General features: G+C 36.6%; 20 protein-coding genes. 3 read left to right on the top strand and 17 right to left on the bottom strand.

Annotated elements, in window-relative coordinates; genetic code table 11:
- The 12 genes from ETP43_RS02895 to ETP43_RS18760 form a co-directional block, all read right to left on the bottom strand.
- On the bottom strand, nucleotides 1-2,712 hold the full coding sequence (locus tag ETP43_RS02895) for an AAA domain-containing protein (RefSeq protein WP_330546330.1): 2,712 nt from the start codon (nucleotides 2,710-2,712) through the stop codon (nucleotides 1-3).
- Between the two features lie 28 nt (nucleotides 2,713-2,740).
- The gene (locus tag ETP43_RS02890) at nucleotides 2,741-3,337 is read right to left on the bottom strand and encodes a histidine phosphatase family protein (protein WP_129256976.1); all 597 of its coding nucleotides are present in this window, start codon (nucleotides 3,335-3,337) and stop codon (nucleotides 2,741-2,743) included.
- A 1-nt stretch (nucleotide 3,338) separates the two neighbouring features.
- Nucleotides 3,339-3,839 (bottom strand): GNAT family N-acetyltransferase, encoded by a 501-nt coding sequence (locus ETP43_RS02885; protein WP_330546329.1) that lies wholly within the window; start codon nucleotides 3,837-3,839, stop codon nucleotides 3,339-3,341.
- A 20-nt stretch (nucleotides 3,840-3,859) separates the two neighbouring features.
- Entirely contained in the window at nucleotides 3,860-4,978 is a 1,119-nt protein-coding gene (locus tag ETP43_RS02880; protein WP_129256975.1) for a M24 family metallopeptidase, read from the bottom strand.
- A 202-nt stretch (nucleotides 4,979-5,180) separates the two neighbouring features.
- Entirely contained in the window at nucleotides 5,181-5,801 is a 621-nt protein-coding gene (locus ETP43_RS02875) for a non-canonical purine NTP pyrophosphatase (RefSeq protein ID WP_129256974.1), read from the bottom strand.
- A 31-nt stretch (nucleotides 5,802-5,832) separates the two neighbouring features.
- Nucleotides 5,833-6,195, bottom strand: coding sequence for an inorganic pyrophosphatase (locus ETP43_RS02870; protein WP_129256973.1), 363 nt, complete (start codon nucleotides 6,193-6,195; stop codon nucleotides 5,833-5,835).
- A 3-nt stretch (nucleotides 6,196-6,198) separates the two neighbouring features.
- The gene (locus ETP43_RS02865) at nucleotides 6,199-6,699 is read right to left on the bottom strand and encodes a kinase (protein ID WP_129256972.1); all 501 of its coding nucleotides are present in this window, start codon (nucleotides 6,697-6,699) and stop codon (nucleotides 6,199-6,201) included.
- A 208-nt stretch (nucleotides 6,700-6,907) separates the two neighbouring features.
- Nucleotides 6,908-7,255, bottom strand: coding sequence for a hypothetical protein (locus ETP43_RS17005; protein WP_164979577.1), 348 nt, complete (start codon nucleotides 7,253-7,255; stop codon nucleotides 6,908-6,910).
- 431 nt (nucleotides 7,256-7,686) lie between these two features.
- Nucleotides 7,687-7,986: a type II toxin-antitoxin system RelE/ParE family toxin gene (locus ETP43_RS02860; RefSeq protein WP_129256971.1), complete on the bottom strand. Its 300-nt coding sequence runs from the start codon at nucleotides 7,984-7,986 to the stop codon at nucleotides 7,687-7,689.
- Between the two features lies 1 nt (nucleotide 7,987).
- Nucleotides 7,988-8,236 (bottom strand): type II toxin-antitoxin system prevent-host-death family antitoxin, encoded by a 249-nt coding sequence (locus ETP43_RS02855; protein ID WP_021905858.1) that lies wholly within the window; start codon nucleotides 8,234-8,236, stop codon nucleotides 7,988-7,990.
- 122 nt (nucleotides 8,237-8,358) lie between these two features.
- Nucleotides 8,359-9,414: a helix-turn-helix domain-containing protein gene (locus ETP43_RS02850; protein WP_129256970.1), complete on the bottom strand. Its 1,056-nt coding sequence runs from the start codon at nucleotides 9,412-9,414 to the stop codon at nucleotides 8,359-8,361.
- Nucleotides 9,415-9,777: 363 nt separating this feature from the next.
- Nucleotides 9,778-10,029, bottom strand: coding sequence for a helix-turn-helix domain-containing protein (locus ETP43_RS18760; protein WP_330546327.1), 252 nt, complete (start codon nucleotides 10,027-10,029; stop codon nucleotides 9,778-9,780).
- A 159-nt stretch (nucleotides 10,030-10,188) separates the two neighbouring features.
- On the opposite strand from ETP43_RS18760, the gene ETP43_RS02835 reads away from it, so the two are divergent.
- Both ETP43_RS02835 and ETP43_RS02830 read left to right on the top strand, forming a co-directional pair.
- On the top strand, nucleotides 10,189-10,839 hold the full coding sequence (locus ETP43_RS02835; protein ID WP_129256969.1) for a helix-turn-helix domain-containing protein: 651 nt from the start codon (nucleotides 10,189-10,191) through the stop codon (nucleotides 10,837-10,839).
- A gap of 22 nt (nucleotides 10,840-10,861) precedes the next feature.
- Nucleotides 10,862-11,455: an Abi family protein gene (locus ETP43_RS02830; RefSeq protein WP_129256968.1), complete on the top strand. Its 594-nt coding sequence runs from the start codon at nucleotides 10,862-10,864 to the stop codon at nucleotides 11,453-11,455.
- A gap of 149 nt (nucleotides 11,456-11,604) precedes the next feature.
- On the opposite strand, the gene ETP43_RS02825 is transcribed toward ETP43_RS02830, so the two are convergent.
- Nucleotides 11,605-12,849, bottom strand: coding sequence for an IS256 family transposase (locus ETP43_RS02825; protein ID WP_129256967.1), 1,245 nt, complete (start codon nucleotides 12,847-12,849; stop codon nucleotides 11,605-11,607).
- A gap of 202 nt (nucleotides 12,850-13,051) precedes the next feature.
- On the opposite strand from ETP43_RS02825, the gene ETP43_RS02820 reads away from it, so the two are divergent.
- On the top strand, nucleotides 13,052-13,348 hold the full coding sequence (locus ETP43_RS02820) for a hypothetical protein (protein WP_129256966.1): 297 nt from the start codon (nucleotides 13,052-13,054) through the stop codon (nucleotides 13,346-13,348).
- A 1,401-nt stretch (nucleotides 13,349-14,749) separates the two neighbouring features.
- Here the strand turns inward: ETP43_RS02820 and ETP43_RS02815 are convergent.
- From ETP43_RS02815 to ETP43_RS02800, 4 genes are all read right to left on the bottom strand, one after another.
- A complete protein-coding gene (locus tag ETP43_RS02815; RefSeq protein WP_330546326.1) occupies nucleotides 14,750-15,244 on the bottom strand; it encodes a GNAT family N-acetyltransferase in 495 nt (164 codons plus the stop codon).
- Nucleotides 15,245-15,255: 11 nt separating this feature from the next.
- On the bottom strand, nucleotides 15,256-15,738 hold the full coding sequence (locus tag ETP43_RS02810) for an NUDIX hydrolase (RefSeq protein WP_118567931.1): 483 nt from the start codon (nucleotides 15,736-15,738) through the stop codon (nucleotides 15,256-15,258).
- 53 nt (nucleotides 15,739-15,791) lie between these two features.
- Nucleotides 15,792-16,388, bottom strand: coding sequence for an HD domain-containing protein (locus ETP43_RS02805; protein ID WP_117525383.1), 597 nt, complete (start codon nucleotides 16,386-16,388; stop codon nucleotides 15,792-15,794).
- 279 nt (nucleotides 16,389-16,667) lie between these two features.
- A complete protein-coding gene (locus ETP43_RS02800) occupies nucleotides 16,668-16,847 on the bottom strand; it encodes a hypothetical protein (protein ID WP_028086473.1) in 180 nt (59 codons plus the stop codon).
- Between the last annotated feature and the right edge of the window lie 94 nt (nucleotides 16,848-16,941).

The raw sequence follows: 16,941 nt of genomic DNA, 5'->3' as shown, positions 1-16,941 counted from the left end.
TTACCCAACCAACTTATCCAACATCTCGATAATCTTTTCTTTCTCGCCACTACCATTAGTCATAAATCTCAGTAATGGAACTTCATACAACTCCATTATATGATTTTTTAACAAATCTCTTGAAGCCTGAACAGTATCCTCTTTATGGTATTCATATCCGTCAACTTCAATCGCCAACACAGGCTTTTTACCAATTCTGTTATAAATCAGAAAATCTAAATGTGTTGCTGGATTCATTGCATACTGACATTCCTGCTCATTTAATAGTTCTGGATTCTTAATCAACATATTCAACGGAAAATGACAAACAACATCCAGGCTTGAATACTTGTTAGCAGAGATAATGTCCTCTATCAATGAATACATCAGATTTTCCGAATCATATTCTGATACTTTTTTGTGCTTCTGCAAGTATACCCTTCTTTCCTCAGTATACTGCTTGTAAAGGTAATCAAAAATCGAATAAATCTTGCTTTCAGTAACCTCAAAATTATTATACTGAATGTAATCTATCAATTCTGTTATATTACGCTCTCTTGATTGCTCGTTTCCAGTTACAACCAGCATCAATTTCTTTTTGGCTCTTGATACAGCAACATTGATTAAATATGGATCATCTGCAAAATCAGATATTTCATCATCCACGGTAGATATAATAATATTCTCTTTCTCCTTGCCCTGGAACTTATGCACTGTAGCAGCATCAATATCTGTAATCTCCTTGCTTAATGCTTCTACCTGATTTTTGTACGGTGCAATAATTCCGGTTTCTTCCGGATTTGAAACATATTTTGGTATAATCTCATTTTTAATAACATCTATCTGGCGCTGACTATAATGGTTACGCTCATGATTTCCCGCCACTGTTTTTACTACAGATAAAACATCCTCTTCACCCTTATCCGTTGTCATTATAATCAATTCTCCACGGTAAAATTTCTGGTTACAGAAATTTATTATTTTAGGGTGACACCTGTAATGTTCCCGCAACAATGTTTGTGTTACATTTGGCATAACATCCAAAATGGATTGCAGAAAACTGTTTGTATACTGATATCCTTCACTCACATTAAAACTGTCAAATATAGCTTTTGCTTTGGCTTTTATATCATCTGTAATAACATTGGGAAGTTGCTTGGTATCCCCCACAATAACAACATTCCTTGCACAGGACAATGCCAACGCACCAGTTGCAATATCTACCTGTGATGCTTCATCCATGATAAGGTAATCATACACCACATCTGAATTCAGGCTGTTTCTTGATGAAAATGTTGTACTTAATATAACCGGATACTCAGCCAATACATCGTATGGTTCCTTCCACAGATTATTTTCACTAAAAGTTTTCCTACTGCTGTTACCTTCATATTTCCTTGCCAGTTTGTCTTTTAGGACAACCATTGACTGATTGCATAAATCCTCAAGCAAATTCTTATTAACACTATTTAAATACTTTTCAATATCTGCAATTTCCGCAGACAACTCCGCCTGCTTCGCACAATAATACATTGCCTGAAAGGTTGTAATTATCTTTGAAATATCTTGTTTATAGAAATTCCAATCGATTACTCCATATTTTAATAAGGCTTTTATCTTAAACCAGAATCCTATTGCCTTTTTTTCTTCTGAAATCAACTGGCACTCCTGCCACAATACCATCCAATGTTTTGAAGATAGTTTTTTCTTAAACTTTATATTGTCTGTTTCAACATCCGATTCTTCAACATATTGATTGAAATATTCCTGTTCAGTAACCAACTGTGAAAGTTCCTGCCTTAAACACGCCAGTTTTTCCTGCTTATCAAAAACACTTTTTAACTGACTGGATTGCTCTGCTATTTCCTTCTGCAAAACACTTGGATCTTCTCCCGTTTTCCACGACGAAAAATCGGGATAAGCAGCGTCCTGATGCTCAACAAATAATTTCTTATTTTTAGAACTTCCTAATGTTGCAGCAATAAAACCCAAATTGTATTTTGGAGAAGATAATTTTTCATATACATTTTCCGTTGCCGAATTATTATTGGATACTATCTGTACCGTTTTCCCTTGCATTAATATATTGGCAATAATATTCAATATCGTTTGTGTCTTCCCTGTTCCTGGAGGCCCCTGTATAACACTAATCTGATTCTCCATGGCATTTTTTACAGCCTTATACTGACTGTTGTTGCATCCAAATGGAAAAATTGGAATATATTCACGTCCTGCTCTTTTTCCTTGCAATGATGATGGATTCAAATACTTTGCTAAAGCTACATCACTACCCACAAAAGAAATCTTGTCAAACTTCTTAGACAATAATTTTTCACCAGTCTCTTCATTCTTAAGATTACTCAAACCTGCAATTTGCTTTATATATTCAAATACATTTGATGACTGACTTTGATTAAGACATGACTCTATAATATGCAAGTCGTTCCGACGATAGTCTCTTTCACTACCATCGCCAAAACAAATGTGCCAATAAGACTCACTTCCGCTTCTAAATACATATATTGCATTAACATCAAAGAACTCTCGTCCTTCTCTGCTAATCCGATACATGTTAGGATTCAAAACCTCCGGATCAGTCAACTTTTCCACATTCAAATATGCATACGAGTATGTTTTTCCATTATTGAATTTTACATCCCATTTTTGGGTATTTCTATTGTAACCACATGACATTATTTCGGATGTCTTTATTTCACGCTTGATAATGACCATATAATATCGTGTATTCATCTATTCCTCACTACTTCTTATCCGCACGCTGCTTGCCCTTAAATTCCTTCTGCACATGGCAATGTTCCTGTTTACCAACCAACTTATCACCTTCAAAATCCAGTTCTATAATATATGGCATCCAATCTATAATTCTCAGAAAATCTTCACATCCAAAGCTATTGTCATAAAAATTCAATATCGTACTAAGGGCAGTACCATGGGTTCCTATAACAATCTCTTTATCTGTATTATCTGATAAAATCTCGTTCAACGCCTCTATATTACGATTTTGAACCATAGCAATGGATTCTCCACCATCTTCATGATAATCATGGTCAGCCCAGCGTTTCTGAAACATTCCGTGGTTGTTTCCATCAGAACCTTTTTCACGCTCCCTTAATCTCTCATCCGTTATAATCTCTTTTGTGAAAAAAGCTGCTGCCTCTGCAATAGTATCCATACTACGTTTATATGGACTACAATAAAATGCATCTATTTTTTTGTCCTTCAAAAATTCCAATACAATCTCAGAATCTTTCTTTCCTTCTTCTGTCAAAGGTCTCGTTCTGTCTTCTTCCCAATCATGCTCCGGTTGTGCGTGACGCACAAAATACACTTTTGTCATACTATATCAGCTCCATTTCATCTTCCATTTTTACAAATCCGTATCTCTCATACAAAGGTCGTCCCATATCCGTTGCCTCTAATGCAATCTGTAGCACACCCTGTTCCTTCGCATCCTTCACCAGCAAATCCAATGTGTGAATTGCAATTCCCTGTCTTCTATATTCCGGTGCCGTATACATATTCATAATATACGCCTTTTTACCTGTCGGATTATGATAGGTCGGCATAACCTGATAAAAGCTGACACCACCAGCTCCGATAAACTTTCCGTTATCATACACCAAATATGCAATATGCTCTCCGTTTTTCAACGCACGCCTATAGTATGCATATGATTCCTCCTCCACAACGGACATATCCTCATCATCTGACAATTTGTTAGCGGCACGAAGGACAATTATTCTTGTTCTTACCAATTCATCGATATCTTCCATTGTTGCTCTTTTATAGTAAAGCTGTAATATTTCATCTAAATCATTTTTGTTTGCTTCTCTAATCATTTTTTCATCCAATCTATATCTTAAAGTTTCATCAGCCCATTTTCATCAAAGTAATAAATATTCTCTTTCTTATATCCATACTTTGAATCTGGAAATGATATGTGCGGTTCAAATGTAAAATACTTCACATCGCCAAGCTTGGTCATATTACCTTTTTCAATGTAAACTCTATCACCTTTAGTTTTCACAATGGAATGTCCCAGGTTGCCCATAAAATCAAGATTCACAAATCCATTTTCCACTATGCACTCATTCATATGATAGTACAATTTCTCAAAGGTTGTTTCCTTCGTAGCAAAGCGTAACAATTCTGCATGTAATTTCTCTTCCATCTGGAGACCGCTTTTCCATTCCGGATTTTTAATCAGCCCTATATTCTCTACAACCATGCCGTTTTCTACAATAATAGTTCTCGCATAGTCTCCCCAGATATTCCCCACCTGCGGACTTAAATCAATGGTTATTATATCGTTATTTCCTATAACTCTATCCGAAGTTACATACTGCTTACCAGATACAGAAACAGTTGTTTCATCTCCTGCAAATACAAATGCACCAACATCCCAATACCAGAACGAATCTGCACCCAACTCTAACAGTTTTTCCTCAGATAACTTTCGTATCTCGAGTAAATTCATTCCCGGCTTGATAGTATTCTTTATGTATTCTATAGTCTGTTTTGCTGCCAACTGTATCTGGCTGTAAGACTGCTTTTCTATCTGCATATACTTTTCAATCAATTTAGGCTGAATCAACGGATATGTCCAGTTTTGTGGCAACTCATCCATAAGTACAACCTTTTCCATCTCACTATCCAGTTGACCTGAAAATTCCCTTATCTCCGCAAAACATAATAATCCAAATGTTTCCTCACCGGTCTCATTTACACTATTCTTACCCGTAACGGAATAAACACATATTGGATTAATATCAAACTGTATGGCACCTGTTTCTTCCTGAAGTTCTCTCTTAGCAGTTTCCAAAATATCTTCTCCAACTTCGCGATGACCTCCCGGAGCCTCATAGGTATCTCGCTCCTTATGTTTGCAAAATACCCATTTACCATTGCTCTGTGAAATAATTACTGCAAATTTCAATAGTGAATCATCTACTGTATCATAAAATTTTACTTCCAACATATCACTTTTCTCCTTCCCATTCTGCCATAAACTCTTCAAGAAAGTCCTTCATAACAGCTTGTCTATGCTCAGCCATTTTCTTTGCAGTCTCAATATTCATCATATCTTTAAGCAGCAAGAGTTTTTCACAATCATCAGCAAATATTTCCTTAACAAATTAATTGCACTTTCTATCATGATCCCAAACCTCCAGTATTAATCGCTAATTCAGATTTAAAATATTCTTGAAGAATTCTAAAAAACCATCTTCAACAGCCACCTGCTCTAATTTATCTTCCGGCAAATCGTAATAGTATTTATTCGTCTTTATATCAAGAGATATGCTATCCAACGGGAATCCCTCTTTTCTAATCGTGCTGTGAGGTTTATCTGTTAAAATAAATTTCTCGCTTTCCATAGACGGCTCCATTGCCTCATATATATGCGTATTATCCATTACAAAACAAATTGCATTCCTGTACCTTGCCACAAGATTCCCATATGCTTTTACCAATCCTGAATAATAATCTATCATTTCATCATCTGACAAACATTTTCCATTCACATTACGAACATGCACGCCAGGCTGAACCTCATCTGGGACATTATCAAAATACAATCCTGAATCACAAGAAAATACAGGAATTTGAAAAGCCTCATAATATGCCATTGCTTTCAGCCTTGCATTTTCAAGAGGGGTATTGCCATCCTCTATTACTTTTGGAACAATCTTGCCCTCTGCTCTCATATCATTTAATCCAATTAATTCTATATCTAACTGCTCAAGTCGGTTCCTCATTGCAGATAATTTTGCCAGATTCCCCGTTCCATATAGTAATTTCATTTTATTATTACCTACAACCCTTTCAAATCCTTTACATCACAATCTCACTATCAAAATACTGTTCCTGAAAATGAATCTGCTCACAGATTTCTTCCTTGGTAAATGCCATACCTTCCGGTGCAACAACCCATTTCTCTTCCACATCATCATTTCTATGAACAATAGCGATAATCTTACCTGTGAACTTTTCTATCGCTTCATCCACACCTAATATGTAAACATCCTGCTCTTCTCCGTCCGGTGCCATGATGCCTTCCACATACCCATAATTTATTGGATAATACATATTCTTATGTTCTGGGTGGTAACTGCCCAATGGTCTGTCAACAGTTACGGTTACTGTTCTACCAATAACAGAACTAATTTCTGCATACTCGATAATATCATGTCTCATTTTCTATTCTTCCTTTAGCAAATCCGCATATACCTTTGCTACAATGCTATTCGCATCCATTTCACAGGTAATAAGCTGTTCCTTAAGAACAGCAGAGAAATCTTTTTCTCTCCACCATCCGCGCATATGTTCCTCACCAAATTCTTGGCTTTTACTCCTTGTTTGATGTCGTCTTATCGTCTCCTCAAACGGAATATCAAAATAATACGAATATACATTTGAACCATATAATTCGTTCGCCACCTTAAACAAGGGATTATACCATTCCTCGTACATAATTCCTTCCAGAATAACAATATCACTATGCTCATATCCATATTTCAAAAGTTCTATCATAAGCGGTAATGCTTTAGTATCTATGCCATCTTTAACCCACAATATATTCCTTCTGATTTCATCTTGCGAAATGAGCATTGTATTGTAACCAAATTTCTTTTGTAATTCCTTAGCCACCGTTGTCTTTCCACTTCCCGAATTCCCTCTAAGTATAATTAGTTTTCCCATATCCTCTCCGTTACTCAAAATACCATTATCTTAATCAAAGCATAATTTTCACCTACAAACTCCATTTCTTCCAGCATATCACATCACATATTCTCCTTCAATAAACTTTCGCATTTTCTTGCGATTGTTTCTCAATTAGTAGTATCAAAAACTCCACTAGACTGATTCAGGTGCTATAGCCCACGCCATAGCACCCAAATCATTACAACTATCTGCTATTCCTATTTCGCTCGCCCTTCTTCTCTCGCATGCCAGATTTATAAGTGAACCGTTTTTTCTCAGCGAGATGCAAACGATACCTCCTTGCATAGCACTTTCTCTGGTACGGTGAAAAAACAGCTTTTCTTGCCGGCAGTAATGAAACAGCTCGATTTACAAGAGCTGCAAGACTTGCGTCCCCATATCGAAACATAGCTTCCAGACTCTCCCTGCACAAATCCTCTGAAATGGTATCCAATCTTTTAAACCGCTTCATCCCCGGAACCTTTACAGCGATATGTTTGCCCTGTTTTACTTCAAATCCCAGCTTCTCCAGAAGAAATATAAAATGCTCCATATTTTCTGCACTGATAGCACAAAATAAGGCATCCTGCTTGATCCATTTGGAAAACAGGAATTTCCTATGATGGTAATATAGCAGGCAATTCAGTTACTCCGGATACAGCATATGCCAATGCAGGACTTCCATATGGTCCTATGCCCCAAAAACGGCATCAGGAAAAATAATCCCGATGCCGCAAAGAAAAGCTATCTAATAACAAAACAATGTGAAATAGAGTAATTGCGGTTAGTAGCAAAAGAAAAAGTCTCGGAATCCGCTTGTTTAGCGGATTCCAAGACTCGCGGCTACTATTCAAACTCGCAAATAAAATCTCACCACTATACTTTTTAGTATTATGGTTCTATTTGGTTTTATATGTGTTCAACTGTCGTGAATCCATAGGCTGTACTGAACGGTGTTATCAATTTGTTATCACATCTCTGTTATCACTCAAAGATTCTCGTGATATCCTGATATCGGTTAACTACACGATAAATCTCTACATATTCGTTACCAACCTTGTAGATAATCACATAATCTTCCCATATTGCATATTTATAATCTGTCCGAAAGCTGACTCGTTTAGAAAGATCGGATCCCATTCCCGGAAACATCTGAAGATTTTCAAATTTTCCGTAAATTTCCTTTATTGTCTTTGCAGCATATTCTTCATTATCCTCAGCAATGTAATCCCGGATATCTTTCAAATCCTTTGCAACAATCGGATTGATCCGCAGTTTTAACATCTTATTCCCCCACAAGTGCTTTCAATTCATCCAAATCCAGCCAGCCTTCTCCGTCTTTCACTGCTTCTTCAGCTTCCTGCAACTTCAGCAGAAGTTTTTTCTCTGCACGATCACGCTCATAGTCTTCAATATCCATGACAACGAAACGTCCTCTGCCATTCTTAGTCAGATATACCGGTTCTCCTTTGTGACAGTTTTTCAGAACTTCATTATAATTTCTCAAATCAGATACTGGTAAAATATTTGCCATATTCTTTCAGCTCCTTCCTTTGATTTCAAATTGTTTCTTCTACTTTTATTATACACGAAAAGCTGTAAAATTCAACGTAGATTTTTACAGCTCTTATCATTTCTATATATTTTTATCGCAATCTATTTCAAATACTGAGCAAAAATCGCCTCCAGTTCTTTATTCCCTTTCAAAAATTCATACTCTTCTTTATTTTCAATTTCTGTAGCTAATGCGCGAACAAAATTATTTCCAACGCCTGAAAAAGACTTTCCCTGTACTGTATCCGCATATCTGTAATATAAAGGTGATTCCACCATCTTCCATGGCTTCTGTGACTCCATCAGCACTTCTTTTATCAACTGAATACATTTTTCTACATCCTTTCGATACACGGCAATCAATAGATATGGTACTACTTTACCGTAATCCCACAGACCAAAGAACGATACCATATGTTCTGTGATTTCGGCAATCTCCTCTGCTTTACAATGATTTCCGATTTCTTCTTCCATTTCTATCAACTTATACAGATAGTTTTGTATATTCGTAACTGTCTGCATCAGTTTTCCCTCTAAAAAGAACGCCGCAACATCTGTCCCTTCCTGGTGTGCTAATACATTCGTTTTCATAATTGTGGCATCTATCACAGTATCTGGAATTTTATCCAAAAAGATGTTTGCTTCTTTATATTTTTCCATTTGTATATATTTCGCCGCAAGCATAAAAATACTGGAAATCCTTACCTTTTCATCCGGACTTTCAGCAGTTTGTTCCAGCCATTCAACAATCACATTATTACATTCCAACTTTTTCTCATCATCGATATCGGATAAAGTTAGCGCCGCATTTAAAACAGTAGCAATTGAATAAATCAACGAATCACAATGAGGATATTCCTTTATTTTATTTTTTCCCATCTCAAAGGCTTTTATAAAGCTATCCAATGAAACTTCCGAAAGCTCATTCACAAATTGTCCAATCTCTTTTTCTGTCAATTCTTCACGAAATGAAAATAATTCATTCATATCAATTTTTAATAATCGAGCAAGTGCCGGAAGTAATGATATATCTGGATATGTGTTTCCTTTTTCCCATTTATTTACCGCAGGAGTAGAAACGTCCAAATAATCCGCCACCTGTTCTTGAGTTAATCCCGCAGTTTTCCGATAGTTTTTTATCTTCTCACCAATTTGCATTGTTCCTACCTCCTGTTTATATTCTCATTATAGTATTCCTAATATGTGTTTCCAATTGAGCTTTCGTTTAATTATGGCTTCGATTTCTTAACTAACGGTTAAAATCTGCGAGAAAAATGTTCTATTTTATAATTCGGCAGATCAAGATATCCTTAAATTCAATTAATTCAAAAATAAGTGTATCAGTACTCCAATCAAGAAGCAAATCATCGCTGTAACACCCGCACTGATAATAACCTTTAATATATTTTGATAAGGACGTTTTCCCACTTCAACTGCCTTATGAAGTTCATCCAATTTTTTTCCTCCGTAAGTGCAACAATTTCCTTATAAGTTTGTATATCATTTTTCTTTTTTAGTTTTTCAACCTTTAACGCCCAGTACTTTGTAATAATAAATAAAATCCCAAACGGAATATACGCATACCTCCCGAGCCACATAAACAAAGGTACTGCCGATATAACATCTGGGAACTTTGCCTGCAATGACCAGGAAACCCTGTTCAGCCAGTTCCTGATTCAGCTTACGAATAATCTTATAAGCATGTCCAACAGAAACGCCCAACATCTCAGCGAGTTCACTTGCGGTAATATAAATTTTGTTTTCTCCTATCATATTTCTTTCCCCCCTTTTCAATCGTAGCTTTTTCTCTACTTTTTTATATTTTCATTATATGTAGCGGCATCGCTATTGCCAAGTATTTTAAAATGTCTATAGAAAAATTTTTTAATCATGGTATAATGTAGCTATCTCGATACAGAAAAGGTGATAAAAATGACCATAGGCGAAAAGATTAAGTATTGCAGAAAACAAATCGGTATCACACAGGATAAATTGGCTGAATTAACTGGTATCCATCCTGTTTCCATTCGAAAATATGAAACAAACAAAATGCAGCCACAACCTCCTCAATTAGAGAAGATCGCAGCAGCTCTCGGTGTTAGTTATAACGCACTGAACGGCAGTGACACTGCCGGGCTCCGTCTGAAAACAGTCGGTGACCTCATGGGCGTACTTATGGTGCTTTGTAATTCCGGCATCCTACAGATCAGTGGTGAACGGGGAGAAGATAATCTATTGAAAGAAGAAACAGTCTCTATCCAATTCAATCCTATCCTTTCCTCTTATCTGAAATTTGGATATACCACCAGAGGAAAAGCACACACATTATCCTTGCAGGATATTCTGCTAAATATTAAGAGCTACAAAGTGTTGAATGACCTGTTAAAATGGGAAAAAATGAATTTCATCTACCATAGTGCTTTAAAGTCTGCCGGAGAAAATCCAAACGAGGCTACTCAAGCAGCTATTGATGAAATTGCAGAAACGAAAGAACAAGTAGAATTGGAATTGCAGAAAAGCCAGATATTACTTGATACATCTAATGGCGTTAAAGTAAAAGTAAATCCTAATTCTTTGAAGTGAAAACTTGTTATAAGGAGCATATATGTCAAATAAAATAGATAAGCCAAAACAAACTGCTCCGCAGCTAATTACTAAAATGAAAAGTAAGGGCATCACTTTTAAATACATCACTGAAGAAAAGGCTGCTGAGTATCTTACTGATAAAAACAATTACTTACGCACCGCTGCATATCGGAAAAATTATCAAAAATATAATAACGGTTTAAATATTGGGAAATACATAGATCTTGACTTTTCCTATTTGCAAGAGCTATCAACCATCGATATGCACTTTCGTTTTTTAGTATCAAAAATGTGTTTAGATATTGAACACGATCTCAAAGTGCGAATGTTAAAAGATATAGAAACCGATTCTACAACCGATGGCTATGATATTGTAAATACATTTCTAAGTCACAACAGCTACATCATTGGCAAATTGGAAGCTACCAGCGCTTCTCCTTTTACAAGTGATTTGATTCATAAGTACTTTACAGTCCAACGAATATATAACCCTCAAAAAGGGAAAAAAGAAAACAAAATCACCTTATATGATGACTGTCCAGCTTGGGTTCTTTTAGAAATACTTACATTTGGCGATTTTATAAAATTCGACGGTGTGAAATTTTTTCTGTAAATTCAGAGCTTCTATGATAATTGATGCGGCTTAACAGCAGATTTCTGTGTTAAGCCGTTGTTTATTTAATAGCAAAAATAAGCTGGTATGTCAAGAGCGCCCAGAGAATTCTGGGCGTATATTTACTCTTGATATTCCGGCTTTTATTGCTATATCTGCATTCTGTCCGGGTACATGACTTCGAGTTCACCACGGACTTTGCCCCAATTACGGATTGGCATTGTCCATTTTTTGGCTATTTCAAAAGTCCCCAGGTATAGTGCTTTCACCAGTGCCTGTGAGCTCGGAAATACGCTTCTCTGCTTGTTTAGCCTGCGATAGCATGAATTCAACGATTCAATGGCATTTGTAGTATAAAACGCAGTACGAACCTCTTTGGAAAATTTAAAAATCGGGGAGATTGCGTCCCAGTTATCATGCCAGCGGTTCATGGCACTCGGATATTGTCCCGACCATTTTTCGGTAACGGTCTTTAACTGTTTTCTGGCAGCTTTTTCATCGGCAGCTGTATAGATTGTTTTTAAGTCTTTAGCAAAAGACTTCATATCCTTGTTTGCAACGTATTTGAGTGTATTTCTCACCATATGCACTATGCAGCGCTGTTGTTCCGTTTCAGGAAATGCGGCGGAGATTGCATCCTTGATTCCTGTCAGTCCATCAGAGCAGAGAATAAGAATGTCCTGAACGCCTCGATTTTTCAGACTATTCAGCACTGACAGCCAATACTTGCTGCTTTCATTTTCACCTACAACAATGCTTAATACTTCTTTCATTCCGTCTTCGTTAATTCCAAGGACGACATATGCAGCAAGCTTTCTGATCACACCATCGTCACGCACAGAAAAATGTACAGCATCAATAAAAACGATTGGATATACCGCTGACAATGGGCGAGTTTGCCATTCTTCTATTCTGGGAAGAAGCTTATCTGTGATATCGGATACCATTCCTTCACTGACTTCAAAACCATAAATATCCTCTATCGTTTCTGAAATCTGTCGTGTGGTCATTCCTTTTGCATACATCGAAATGATCTTGTCATCGATGGAAGAGATGTCTTTCTGGCGTTTTGGAAGCACCTGCGGCTCAAAGGAACTCTGGCGATCCTGAGGAACATTAACCTCAAATTCACCATATTTGCTTCGAACGGTCTTAGGCTTGGTTCCATTGCGATAGTTAGGCTCGCCGGATCTTTCATAACGATCATAGCCAAGATGATTATCCATTTCTGTTTCAAGCATATCTTGGATTGTTCCGGACAGAAGATCCTTTAATGCCTCCTGGATATCGTCAGCAGACTGGATATCATACTCTTGGAGCAATCCCTGAATCAGATTTCTCTTTCCTTCAGTCATTGGTTTTGGTTTGTAAACTTCTTTTTTTCTGTTTGCCATAATAAAAGGCCTCCTATGATTTTAATATTTTATCATAGAAGACCTTTATATTGTTTAATTTACAGAATTTTTTTCACAGGCTCTAAAATTCTACGAATTTTACTACTCTACAAGATCATATAGCAAAATATCTTTCCCTGTTATAAACCTTGTCAAGAGTTTAAGAAACGGAGCCGCACATAATAATTGTATATTAGCAGATTTGGCACATGGAACTTCTCGTCCGCCTGCAGAAATTAGCCAGGCTATTGCAAAAATAGCTTCTATCAATACCACTCAACGGCAGAAGAAACTCTCTTGTCGTCCAATGCTTGAATTCATAGCTTTGCTTTATACTTACAATTTAATAGTATCAGATAAGGTGAAACATCATAGAACACTGGAATTAGAAGATTTGTTCTTCAACCGAATGCTCCAAAAAGGAGGTTTTTTTCTAAAAAATGAATTGATTAAAAGCAATTACGAATTTGCTTGCAAGGTTATTGACTTTCTCTTTTAAAAATTTTCAAATCATAGTTAGAATAATTTGTCAATACTTTTTTTCAAAATCTGTTGACTTTTTGGATCTATCTACATATAATAATATCAGAATCATAAAAACGTATTACGTTTTTGTAAGGGCGGCGTTGCGACGGCGTTCTATTTTTTTGTTCAAAAATAAATTGTACTCAACAGACATAGTAAGAGCCCGGAAACCCGCATAAATGCTGGATTTCCGAGCTCCATTTTTGTTCCGGGGCACACCACATTATCCTCAAAGGACAAAATCCAGTATCCTCACTATCCTCACATCCCACAGCAAAGCTACACAGCAAAACCCTCCGGCACTACAGCGCAATTCCACAGCACATTCCGCAGTGGTAATCCTGACAACCCAACTTCTATTGCGTCCCATATAACAGTATCATCTTACACAGCAGCACTATCGCAATGTCACTTTCGCAGCATCATCCAAAGCATCCCACACACCCTGCAACATCAGGAAATATCAACGTTTCGCAGTGTTACCCATGCCCTTGTAGTTTCGCAGCAAACTCACGCAGTGATGTTTCGTCTACTTCTATTCTATACAGAAAGCTGTAAAATTCAACGTGGATTTTTACAGCTTTTTCCGATATCACGTTGCTTATTTACGCCTCATTTTATCTGAGTCAGAATCCTGTGTGACCGGGGCAGAAATGACAAAAAAGAACAGCAACAGAGCTACGCTGCGGTATTACTCTCTGTTGCTGATAGGATAATCATTTTTGCCTTTTACAGGATAATAGGGTGTGCCCTGTGATATAGTGAAATATATATTAGGAAATAAAACGATACTGTATAAGAAAAGGTAAATTCTTTTCGTACACAGTTTTTTCATGACAAACGGCTGATTTCCACGCTATTTTTAACCCAAATGGCTGCATGAAAATTGTACACAAAACCATTTGTTTTTTTATACAGCAGTATCCATTCGATTTCCTAATAAAGGAAGTTGAAAGCATCCGATTATTGTGATATATTAAACATAAAGAAAGTCACCTGCTGTAACAGATGCCTCTTAGGAGCCCCACTCCAAAAGGTGGAGTTTCCCAAGCTAGCTTGTTTCTCTAAATAGTGACGCCTACTCTGGTTGCGACAGAGTAGGCATTTTTATTTTCGCTTGTTTCTCTTGTCGAGAAAGGCAAGCAACGCAATAACTAAGCTGCCAAAGGACATCAGCAGAGCGAATATCCCAATGAAAATCGAAATGATCTCATAAGCCGTCATCGGCGCCACGTCTACACTCCGTTTCGGTCGGCGCTAAACAAGCGTCCCCCGGACGCTTAACGCCCTGTCATGGGTACTTTTCTTAGATAGTATCCTAATATAAGAACTAATGCTTCTGCAAGGATAAATAAAAATAATTGATTATCTGTTGTTATTTCAACCCTGCCTCCTTAAACTTTTCCAATTTGTAATGATGCTCATTATCCAATTCCTTAACACCATTTTTGTAATCATATCCAAATTTTCTATAAAACTCCGTTGCTGTAATGGATGCCGGTATCTCAATTCTGCTTGCTCTTACATAAAATTCATCCGTTTCTAATGTATTTATGATTTTTCTTCCAACACCCTTTCCATGAAATTCTGGGAGGACAAAAATGGACAAAAGTATACTTTCTGTTTCACTTCCCCAAAAACTTGAGATAGAACCTGTTCCAATTATTTTTCCATCAAATTCAAAGACATACATATGCGCATAACTTGCCACATTCAGAACCTTTTCCGTATTGTAAGCCTTTGCAAGTTTCTCCATTGCTGATATGCCATAATCTTTACTGTTAACCTCTAAGAAATTCCTGACAATAAGATTTCTGACCTCTTGGGCATCCTCTTCCTTAAATCTCCTTACCTTCATATTTTCTATCATTGACTATCTCCTCAAATCTGCTTTGAAACAAAGTGTACAATTTCTTTCCCTGACTCAAGGATATATGGTATCAACTCTAAAGGATATACCTTAGTACCCTTCTTTAAATCTTCTAGTGAAACCCAACAGAAATCCAAATCAATTCTTTCATTATCCAGCTCATCATATCCATGAAACACACCATCTAATGGAATATTATCATCCATCAGATGTACATTATAATATAAGCATATCTGATGACAGGGTCTTTTTCCCCATGGAAAATAAATTTCTCCGATTGCTAACAAATTATCTACCTCTATCTTAGCATGAAGCTCTTCTTCAAATTCCCGTTTAAGAGTTTCCATACTTGTCTCCATAGCCGCAACATGTCCGCCAATAATGGCATAATCATCATTCTTCGGACGCTGTAACAAGATTTTACCATTATGTTTCAATATACCGCCAACTCTGTATGAAAATACAAAATCATCATTTTTAAATAAAATATCCACTTAACCACCTCCAACCTGTTCATAAAACTTGTAGTAAAAATATATTTATAAGATCATAAATCTCCTGGTGCAAATGTATCTTTCTCACATATAAGGTAAATGTCTTTATTCATTTTCCCCTCAAAATATCGCTTCAAATTCATATTGGAATTCCACTTGTCCTGCGGATAAAAGCCATACCTTTTCTTTACGTCATTCATCCTATTTTCTATATCAAGAACTCCTTCCGCTCCTGCCAAACAATCGCACAATTGAATTAACCGGTCATATTCATCATATATGGTCTTTGCTAATTCAGTTTTTATAATTGTCAATTCTTCATCTGTAACATCAAATTTTCCGATGTATTCATCTATCGTATGATTATTAAAAGAATGGGTTAAACATATCTTTGCTACTTCATCATATCCCAATGATTTCATATATACGTATCCATCATAAACATGTCCAAGATGTCTTACACCAAATTTTCTTCCTATATCATGTAGTAAACCTAATATATATGCTTTCTCAACATCCATATCACCACATGCACTTGCTATTTTTTCTGCACAGTGTGCTGCTGTTAAACAATGTTTTCCCCAAGGTCCCGGATTAAATAATAACCCATCACGAATTAACTTCAGTGCTTCTTCTCTTGTTGGCAACATAGCTTGTACCTTCTTCCTTTTTTATTTACCTTTTCAAAACTGATAACTCCATTACTCTCCCCACAAATAGAGCCAAACCAGAGCCATTTGATAAAACAAATGCCGGAAACCCGCATAAATACAGGCTTTCGGCATTTTAATCTGTTATTCAAACTCCTTTGCGGACTGCGTTTCATGACACGCAAAGGCTGTTATTAGAAGCTTATGTTTCGAACATGCGTTCTGATTTTGTGCTTTTCGCACCGCTTATGATGGAATAAACTCCAAAATAACTCCATTCTACTCTTTGTTATTTTGTTGTTCTTCTCTTGCGTACAGGAGATCCAATGCCTGACATACAACACCACTCATGCTCTGATAGTGTCTTTCTGCATACTCAACAAGTCTCTGTTTTTGTTCTGGAGTCACCCGTACTCGTATGTTTTCTTCTTTGCCATCTTTTGGTGTTTTTCTAGCCAAACATATCACTTCCCTTCCACAAGTGCAGTTTACTACTGATTACTACAAAATGTCAATCTATTTTTGTTATTTATCTATATATTCTCTTGGACTA

The organism is Blautia faecicola (genome assembly GCF_004123145.1).
In the GTDB taxonomy this organism is placed as follows: Bacteria; Bacillota; Clostridia; order Lachnospirales; family Lachnospiraceae; genus Oliverpabstia; species Oliverpabstia faecicola.
This window is presented reverse-complemented; position numbering and strand designations above follow the sequence as displayed.

What these genes read in the sequence shown, in the direction of transcription:
- ETP43_RS02895 (WP_330546330.1), bottom strand. Translation starts at nt 2,712, where the DNA reads ATGGTCATTATCAAGCGTGAAATAAAGACATCCGAAATAATGTCATGT.
- ETP43_RS02890 (WP_129256976.1), bottom strand. Translation starts at nt 3,337, where the DNA reads ATGACAAAAGTGTATTTTGTGCGTCACGCACAACCGGAGCATGATTGG.
- ETP43_RS02885 (WP_330546329.1), bottom strand. Translation starts at nt 3,839, where the DNA reads ATGATTAGAGAAGCAAACAAAAATGATTTAGATGAAATATTACAGCTT.
- ETP43_RS02880 (WP_129256975.1), bottom strand. Translation starts at nt 4,978, where the DNA reads ATGTTGGAAGTAAAATTTTATGATACAGTAGATGATTCACTATTGAAA.
- ETP43_RS02875 (WP_129256974.1), bottom strand. Translation starts at nt 5,801, where the DNA reads ATGAAATTACTATATGGAACGGGGAATCTGGCAAAATTATCTGCAATG.
- ETP43_RS02870 (WP_129256973.1), bottom strand. Translation starts at nt 6,195, where the DNA reads ATGAGACATGATATTATCGAGTATGCAGAAATTAGTTCTGTTATTGGT.
- ETP43_RS02865 (WP_129256972.1), bottom strand. Translation starts at nt 6,699, where the DNA reads ATGGGAAAACTAATTATACTTAGAGGGAATTCGGGAAGTGGAAAGACA.
- ETP43_RS17005 (WP_164979577.1), bottom strand. Translation starts at nt 7,255, where the DNA reads ATGGAGCATTTTATATTTCTTCTGGAGAAGCTGGGATTTGAAGTAAAA.
- ETP43_RS02860 (WP_129256971.1), bottom strand. Translation starts at nt 7,986, where the DNA reads ATGTTAAAACTGCGGATCAATCCGATTGTTGCAAAGGATTTGAAAGAT.
- ETP43_RS02855 (WP_021905858.1), bottom strand. Translation starts at nt 8,236, where the DNA reads ATGGCAAATATTTTACCAGTATCTGATTTGAGAAATTATAATGAAGTT.
- ETP43_RS02850 (WP_129256970.1), bottom strand. Translation starts at nt 9,414, where the DNA reads ATGCAAATTGGTGAGAAGATAAAAAACTATCGGAAAACTGCGGGATTA.
- ETP43_RS18760 (WP_330546327.1), bottom strand. Translation starts at nt 10,029, where the DNA reads ATGATAGGAGAAAACAAAATTTATATTACCGCAAGTGAACTCGCTGAG.
- ETP43_RS02835 (WP_129256969.1), top strand. Translation starts at nt 10,189, where the DNA reads ATGACCATAGGCGAAAAGATTAAGTATTGCAGAAAACAAATCGGTATC.
- ETP43_RS02830 (WP_129256968.1), top strand. Translation starts at nt 10,862, where the DNA reads ATGTCAAATAAAATAGATAAGCCAAAACAAACTGCTCCGCAGCTAATT.
- ETP43_RS02825 (WP_129256967.1), bottom strand. Translation starts at nt 12,849, where the DNA reads ATGGCAAACAGAAAAAAAGAAGTTTACAAACCAAAACCAATGACTGAA.
- ETP43_RS02815 (WP_330546326.1), bottom strand. Translation starts at nt 15,244, where the DNA reads ATGATAGAAAATATGAAGGTAAGGAGATTTAAGGAAGAGGATGCCCAA.
- ETP43_RS02805 (WP_117525383.1), bottom strand. Translation starts at nt 16,388, where the DNA reads ATGTTGCCAACAAGAGAAGAAGCACTGAAGTTAATTCGTGATGGGTTA.